Origin of the sequence: Flavobacterium hydatis, from assembly GCF_000737695.1 — a bacterium.
Lineage (GTDB): Bacteria > Bacteroidota > Bacteroidia > Flavobacteriales > Flavobacteriaceae > Flavobacterium > Flavobacterium hydatis.
The window spans coordinates 79,522-87,043 of record NZ_JPRM01000028.1; the positions used below are offsets into that span (position 1 = coordinate 79,522).

Genomic DNA, 7,522 nt, shown 5'->3' on the forward strand with positions numbered 1-7,522 from the left:
ATGAATTTTTGCAAATATACTTTTTTTGTTAATAAAATCTTGTTAAATATTTATTATTTTGTAAGATTTTTGTGTTTTAATGAATGGTGGTAATAAGAAGTTTTAACTGAAAAGCATCCAAACCTTTATTCTAATTTGAATAAAATTCAAGCTAAAAAGAAGAGAGGCATCCGATAACAAGCAGCTTTGTTTTCAGTTAAAAAGGTGATGCGAAATATAAAAGTGCTTTTATTTTCTTTTACGGCTAGTATATATGATGTTGTGTTATTTACAATTTTGGCTTAAAGCTTGTTGGGCTTCAGGGAAATTTTTGGCTTTTGAAATACTAAAATACTTGCAAGCATTATCTTTTTCATTAGTCTTTAAATAACAATTACCTATAAAAAATTCTGTACGCCCTGATTTAAACTCACGGCGTTTTAATGCTTCCAGAAAATATGATTTAGCTTCTTGATATTTACCTAAACTATAATAATAGAAGGCCAAATTTTGCATCGTATCTGGATTATTTGGGTCGATTTTTAGTGCTTTCTGGTATAATTCCAAGCTCTTGATTAAATCATTTTTAAGAAATAAATCCCGACCCTCGTTGGTATACTTTTGTATTAAAATGTTGTTTTTCTGTCTTGTCAAAAGAGTATCGGCGGGATGATATTGCAAGCCTTTGTCTATAAAACCAAGTAATTTGGTGCTGTTGTAGTTACTTTTTTGTAGTTCTTCAGCAGTAATTCCCCATGCTTCGGGAATGTTTCGGTATTTAATAAATAGATTATGTTCTTTAAATATCTCTGAAGTATCGTTTTTTGCACGTGCAAATTGTGAAGCCATTTTTAAGAAATTCACATTACGTGGACGTAAATAAAAAGCCTGTTTTGCATAGATATATGCACTGTCTATATTTCCTTTTGCATTTGATATAACCATTTTATAAAAATAGATTCTCCCGAAATGTGGGTTTATCTTATCAGCTTTCGAAAGATATTTTAATGCCTCGTCGTATCTTTTTTCATTTGTATAATAAATACCAACATATTCGTAAAATGATTCAGCTGTACTAAGTGTGTTTTTATATTTTGGTATTCTTTTAAGTAGTTCATCGCCAGTTAAGTTATTTGTGGCAAATGAACTTTCTACATCTTTTTGAATTAGATATTCAAGATTTGAAGCTTTGTATCCTAGATAAGCAAAATAACTAGTTATTGTACTTACTATAATTAGAATTAAGTATAATTTACTTTTATTAGTTTCAAATTCAAGACTTGCCGGAGGTGGAGTATTAATGATTGTTAATACAAAAATTAAACACAAGAAAATTAGCATCGCTGGACGAAACATAGGGAAGTTTATGGCAGAATCGACTCCGTAAACAATCGTCATCATCAGAGTTAATAAAGCAATTGTTCTCTGGTTAGTTTCAGCTGATTTAAATATTCTTTTTATATTGATAAAAGTGATAAGAATAAAAATGGACAGGTAAATTAAGGCGTTTAAAATTCCTGTTTCGGCAGCAACTTCTAGAAAATCATTATGAGAGTGTAGGGAAATGGAAGAATTATTGTCTAATGTTTTCTCGTACGGAATAGATTCTACTTTGTAATTTCCTAATCCAACGCCTGTAAATGGGTTTTCTTTGGCTAATTGTATCGAATTTCCCCAGATAGCTATTCTGGTTTTAATAGATTCATCTTTTAGGTTTATTTGTTCTACACGGTTTCCTAATGATATATAACGATCTTCGTTTTGAGCTTTTTCAAAGACTAAATTGGTAATAAAAACAGCTATAATAATCGGAATAATGAAGGATAAACAAGTTGCTAAAGATGATTTGTTAATTGAGTTGTTTTTTAGGTAGAAGATTATGTAAACAATATAAATTAAAAACAGACTAATAAACGTTGCTCTTGCTGCAGTAAGAAGTATTGTTGTGATGGTAAGTAATAGTGCGATGTATGAAAATAATTTTTTGTAACCCGAAAAAGTAGTGATTCCGAGTAGGAGAAAAGGAATTTTTATAGTTAAGCTTGAAGCTAAAATATTAATGTTTCCTGTGGTTTTTACCATATTCTGAAGCCCAAATGATAGCGTTCCTTGAGAAGCTAATAGTTTTAAATTGTATATTTCTACACAGGATTGCAAAAAGGTTGTAATGCCGACAATAAAAATGATTTTATTAGATAAATCGAGTCTGTTTTTTAATAAAACTGTAAAATTAATGACTAGACAAAAAGCTATGATTAGTTCTGTTATTTTTTCTAAAACTAAAGTTGAGTTTTTAGTGTTGATGACAGATATGCCGCAAAGAATAATAAATAGGAGGTAAAGTTTTAAGAGAAAGCTCTTTTTTAATAACGGAAAGGTATCGATGGAAATGACATTAGGATTAAAATAGAAGTACAATCCTATTGCTAAATTTAGTACCGATAGATATAAAAACTGAGGGTAAAGTAGGTCGATAGATTTAGGATGAGGCAGGAAATTGGTGAGTAAAAGTAATATTATAAAAAAAATAACAACGGAGTCTGAAATATTCTGTTTGTCAATATTATTTGCCATAAGGAAATATTTTATCGATTAATATTTTTTCTTTAACAAATATAACTTTTTTTATTAAGTGAAAATTTACAATTTTGCGTTGATTTTATTTATTTTAAGCATTTAATGATATAAAATAATGCATTTTTAACAAAAAAAGTATTCAAACTCTCTCTATATTTGCACAAAAAAATCCCTAATAATGGAAAAAATATTTAATAATACACAAGTTGCATTTTCGTTAAAAAGTGATACAGAACTTGAAAGAGCTTATTTTCTTTTTAAAATGATTGCTAATCAGCCTTTAGTTCGTATTGGAACGGCTGTAACTAACTTTGCTTTAAAAGCAAATTTGCCGGTAGAAAAATTAATTCGTGCTACAGTTTTCGACCATTTTTGTGGTGGTGTAAATGAGGACGATTGTATTACTGTTGTTGACAAAATGTACACTAAAGGTGTTTGTTCAGTATTAGATTATTCAGTAGAAGGGAAAGAAGAAGAGGAGCAATTTGATGCTGCTTTAAAAATGACTTTAAAAACGATTGAATTTGCCAAAGAACGTGAAGCAATTCCGTTTGCAGTTTTTAAGCCAACAGGTTTAGGTCGTTTTGAATTGTATGAGAAATTAGGAGAGAAACAAACTTTAAACCCAGCTGAGCAAGCGGAGTGGAATAGAGTAATAGAACGTTTTGATATTGTATGTAAAGAAGCTCATAAAAATGATGTGGCTTTGCTTATTGATGCTGAAGAAAGTTGGATGCAAGATGCAGCTGATGATTTGGTTACTGATATGATGCGTAAATACAATAAAGAAAAAACAATTATATTCAATACATTACAAATGTACCGTTGGGATCGTTTGGATTATTTGAAAAAATTACATGAACAAGCTAAAACAGAAGGTTTTTTCATTGGTATGAAACTGGTTCGTGGTGCTTATATGGAAAAAGAAAACAAAAGAGCTGAGGAGAAAAATTACCCAACTCCAATTTGTGCATCTAAAGAAGCTACAGATATTAATTACGATGCTGCAGTTTTATATATGTTAGAGCATTTAGCAACAATGTCTATTTTTGCTGGAACTCATAACGAAAGCAGTTCTTATACTTTGATGCAATTAATGCAACAAAGAGGAATTGCACATAATGATCACAGAATTTGTTTTGGGCAATTATATGGTATGAGTGATAACATTAGTTACAATCTTGCTGCAAATGGTTATAATGTTGCCAAATACTTACCATTTGGACCTGTAAAAGATGTTATGCCTTACCTTATCCGTCGAGCGGAAGAAAACACTTCGGTTGCTGGACAAACAAATAGAGAGCTTGAACTTTTAAAAACAGAGCGTAAGAGAAGAAAAGGATAATAGATTTCGGTCTCAGTTTTCAGTTGCAGTTTGCAATCTCTGTTTATATAAAAAAAACTCCAATTTTCATTGGAGTTTTTTTATGGAATTTACTTTCCTAATTTGATATTTAGAATTTACGAATTACTAAATTGTAGGTTGCTTAAGTTTTTATATGTTCCGTTTTCTAAAGCAATTAATTCCTGGTGCGTTCCTTGTTCAGAAATAATACCATTATCTAGAACTAGGATTTGGTCGGCACTACGTATCGTCGAAAGGCGATGAGCAATGATTATACTTGTTCTTCCTTGCATTAAAATTTCTAGTGCTTCTTGAACTAATTTTTCGCTTTCGCTGTCTAATGATGATGTTGCTTCATCAAGAATCAGGATACTTGGGTTTTTAAGCAACGCACGTGCAATTGCTATACGCTGGCGTTGCCCACCAGAAAGCTTAATACCTCTTTCTCCAACCAGAGTATCGAATTTTTCAGGAAAACTTTCGATAAAATTAAATGCATTGGCTTGTTTGGCTGCTATTAAAATTTCTTCTTCGGTTGCGTCTGGCTTACCGTAAGCGATATTTTCTCTAATGGTTCCACCAAATAAAATTACATCTTGAGGAACTATACTCATGTTTCCTCTTAGGTTTTCTAAATCGTAATCGTAGATGTTTTTCCCATCTACAATGATTTCTCCCGCATCGATGTCATAAAAACGTAATAATAAAGATGAGATTGTCGATTTTCCAGCTCCACTTGGTCCGACAATTGCAATTTTCTGACCGAATTTGGCAGTGAAATTAACATCTTTTAGAACTGTAATTTCTTTTCTTGACGGATAACTGAATTGTACATTCTTAAAAGTAACATTTCCTTGTATTTTTTCGATTGCTGTCGAATTTTGATGCGAGTTTATTTTCTCAGGATGTTCGTCTAATAATTCAAAAACTCGTTCCGTTGCTCCAATAGCTTTTTGTATTTGAGCATATAATTCGGCGATTCCACCAAAAGAAGCTCCAACAAAAGTAGAGTAGAGTACAAAGGATATTAATTGTCCTACGCTCATTTCGCCAGCAATACTCAATCGTACGCCATACCAAACTACTGCTACGATTGCTCCAAATAAACAGAAAATGATAAAAGAAGCAAAGTAACCACGGTATTTACCACCTTTGATTGCTAGTTTTACAACTTCTTTAATTTTTCCGTTATAACGTGCAATTTCGTACCATTCGTTAGCAAAAGCTTTTACAATACTAATTCCTTGCATGGTTTCTTCAACGATTACCTGGCTTTCGGCAACCTGATCTTGTACTTTCTTAGAGTATTTACGGATAAAGCGACCAAAAATAACTGCTGCAACTGCTACAAGCGGAACAACTGATAGCATTAATAAGGTTAATTTTAAACTCTCGGTAGCCAATAAAATTACTCCTCCTATAATTAATATAAACTGACGTAAAAACTCGGCAATTGTAGAGGTTAATGTATCTTGTATCTGAGTAATATCGGCGCTTATGCGGCTATTTAATTCTCCTACTCGTTTTTGAGAGAAGAACGACATTGGTAACTTTACTAAATTACTGTAAAGTGCCGAACGAAGATTTGCCAGTGTATTTTCGGTAAAATTTACAAATAATGATAATCTGAAGAATGAACATATAGATTGTAAAAAAAGAATAACGACTAATCCTAGTGCAATCATATTAGCCTCGGAGTTGTCTTTGTTTTTAACACAATCTATTAGCATTCCCATTAATTTAGGAAAGGCTAAGGCAGTTGCTCCAGTAAAGAGTAAAAATACCAATCCGACATAAAATTTCCATTGGTGTTTTCCTGCGTATTTAAAAATTATGGTTGCTTTATTGAGTGAAGTAGCGGTTATTTTTGATTTTGGTAAATCATTTTCTTTGAATCTTGCCATTGTATAGTATTTATAAATGCAAATGTATGACTATAGCGAGTTACTACAAAAGAATTGTCCTATTTCGTGAAGTAATTAAAGTATTGGAAAATAAGGTGGTAAAAATAACTTTGAAATTATTTTAAAAAAACACTTGCAGATACCAAATCTAGCTGTATATTTGCACTCGCAATCAGATAACGATAGCAGCCTAGTAAAATAGGGCGATTAGCTCAGCTGGTTCAGAGCACCTCGTTTACACCGAGGGGGTCGGGGGTTCGAACCCCTCATCGCCCACCAAGAAACTCCTTAAGAAATTAAGGAGTTTTTTTATGATTTAGATTTAACGACTTAGTTGGCAGACGCGAACTCAATGACTTATTTGCTTTTAAAGTCCGTGATGGTTTTTCCATCATAACGATATACTCCATTCAAAGATCCAAACCAGATACTTCCATCGTTAGCCTCCAAAATCCCACAAAGCATTCCTGTTCCTTTTAGTGACATTATCTCGGTTACAGTAGGCTTTTTATTGTATAGGTACTTTTGATCATATCGGGAAAGTGTCCAATCTCCATTCGGTTTTACTGCACCAGTAGTCCAGATGTTTCCTTTCTTATCTTCGATTATATTTGAAGCACCTCTTTGCGACACCTTAGTGAAGGTACTGCCGTCATAGCGCCAAAGACCATTATGACCGAGCCAAATATTACCTTTTCTATCTTCGATTATCGACCAAATGTTGTTAAATGCTTTACCTTCTTTGTCTTTAAAAACGATAAATGATTTTCCATCATAGTAACAGGCTTTACCTCTTGTCCCAAACCACAATTTCCCGGTTTTATCTTCCATAATAGTAGTAAGATCATTATTAGGAAGACCTTCTTTAGTTGTAAAATTTCGAAATGATTTCCCATCGTATCGGCTTGCTCCACCGCCAGTGGCGAACCAAATATTACCAGCTTTATCTTCATAAATAGAGACAATCCGATTATTAGGAAGTCCTTCTTTTGTTGTAAAATGTTGAAAGGACTTTTTATTATAATAATAAACGCCTGAATCTTTGGTGGCAAACCAAAGGTTTTCTTTTCGATCTTCTAGAACATCCCAAAAGCTAGGTAAATTTATTTTACTAGTTATATTAGTAAACGATTTTCCGTCGTATCGGAACACTCCGTTGTAAGAAGCTATTAAAATGTGTCCGTTTGCATCTTGTTTAATGTTTCGAACCATGCTATTAGGCACTTGTGAAGTGATTGAGTCCTTAGTTTTGAACTCGATATTTTCTTTTGAAAGGTTTGTTTTGTCTTCTCCTTTGCTGAGTTTATTGCAGCCGAAAAGGAGAAGCCCAAATATTAAAGCTGTCAGTTTAATTTGTTTCATTTCTAATGTCTGTTTGATGGTAGAGTAGTGTCCTATAAGGATAGCTAATTTAGTTAATATAAGAAATATTTTTGCTACAATTGATTGAGCTTTTAAGACAAATCTATTGAGATACAAAAAGGTTCACAAAGTTTAATCAATAGCCTTTAGAACTTTACGGGTAAATCAGGCTATCTGGAGAAAAAACTTTGAAATTATTTTAAAAAAAGGCTTGCAGATACGAAATCTAGCTGTATATTTGCACTCGCAATCAGATAACGATTGCAACCTAGTAAAATAGGGCGATTAGCTCAGCTGGTTCAGAGCACCTCGTTTACACCGAGGGGGTCGGGGGTTCGAACCCCTCATCGCCCAC

4 protein-coding genes and 2 tRNA genes are annotated in these 7,522 nt (G+C 32.7%); 3 read left to right on the plus strand and 3 right to left on the minus strand.

Annotation, left to right across the window (positions count from 1 at the left end; genetic code table 11):
* Positions 1–264: 264 nt before the first annotated feature.
* Positions 265–2,553, minus strand: a complete 2,289-nt coding sequence (locus tag IW20_RS17435) for an O-antigen ligase family protein (RefSeq protein ID WP_035625194.1) — start codon at positions 2,551–2,553, stop codon at positions 265–267.
* 181 nt (positions 2,554–2,734) lie between these two features.
* Between IW20_RS17435 and IW20_RS17440 the strand changes: the two genes are divergently transcribed.
* On the plus strand, positions 2,735–3,901 hold the full coding sequence (locus IW20_RS17440) for a proline dehydrogenase family protein (protein ID WP_035625196.1): 1,167 nt from the start codon (positions 2,735–2,737) through the stop codon (positions 3,899–3,901).
* A gap of 116 nt (positions 3,902–4,017) precedes the next feature.
* Here the strand turns inward: IW20_RS17440 and IW20_RS17445 are convergent, their stop codons facing one another.
* Entirely contained in the window at positions 4,018–5,805 is a 1,788-nt protein-coding gene (locus IW20_RS17445; protein ID WP_035625199.1) for an ABC transporter ATP-binding protein, read from the minus strand.
* A gap of 201 nt (positions 5,806–6,006) precedes the next feature.
* Here IW20_RS17445 and IW20_RS17450 point away from each other — a divergent pair.
* A tRNA-Val gene (locus IW20_RS17450) sits at positions 6,007–6,084 on the plus strand.
* Positions 6,085–6,162: 78 nt separating this feature from the next.
* Here IW20_RS17450 and IW20_RS17455 read toward each other — a convergent pair.
* A complete protein-coding gene (locus IW20_RS17455) occupies positions 6,163–7,167 on the minus strand; it encodes a ligand-binding sensor domain-containing protein (protein WP_035625233.1) in 1,005 nt (334 codons plus the stop codon).
* Between the two features lie 279 nt (positions 7,168–7,446).
* Here IW20_RS17455 and IW20_RS17460 point away from each other — a divergent pair.
* Positions 7,447–7,521, plus strand: a tRNA-Val gene (locus IW20_RS17460).
* Position 7,522 lies beyond the last annotated feature (1 nt).

Excerpts from the sequence above, each read along its gene's own strand:
- IW20_RS17435 (WP_035625194.1), bottom strand. The coding sequence starts at position 2,553 with ATGGCAAATAATATTGACAAACAGAATATTTCAGACTCCGTTGTTATT.
- IW20_RS17455 (WP_035625233.1), bottom strand. The coding sequence starts at position 7,167 with ATGAAACAAATTAAACTGACAGCTTTAATATTTGGGCTTCTCCTTTTC.
- IW20_RS17445 (WP_035625199.1), bottom strand. The coding sequence starts at position 5,805 with ATGGCAAGATTCAAAGAAAATGATTTACCAAAATCAAAAATAACCGCT.
- IW20_RS17440 (WP_035625196.1), top strand. The coding sequence starts at position 2,735 with ATGGAAAAAATATTTAATAATACACAAGTTGCATTTTCGTTAAAAAGT.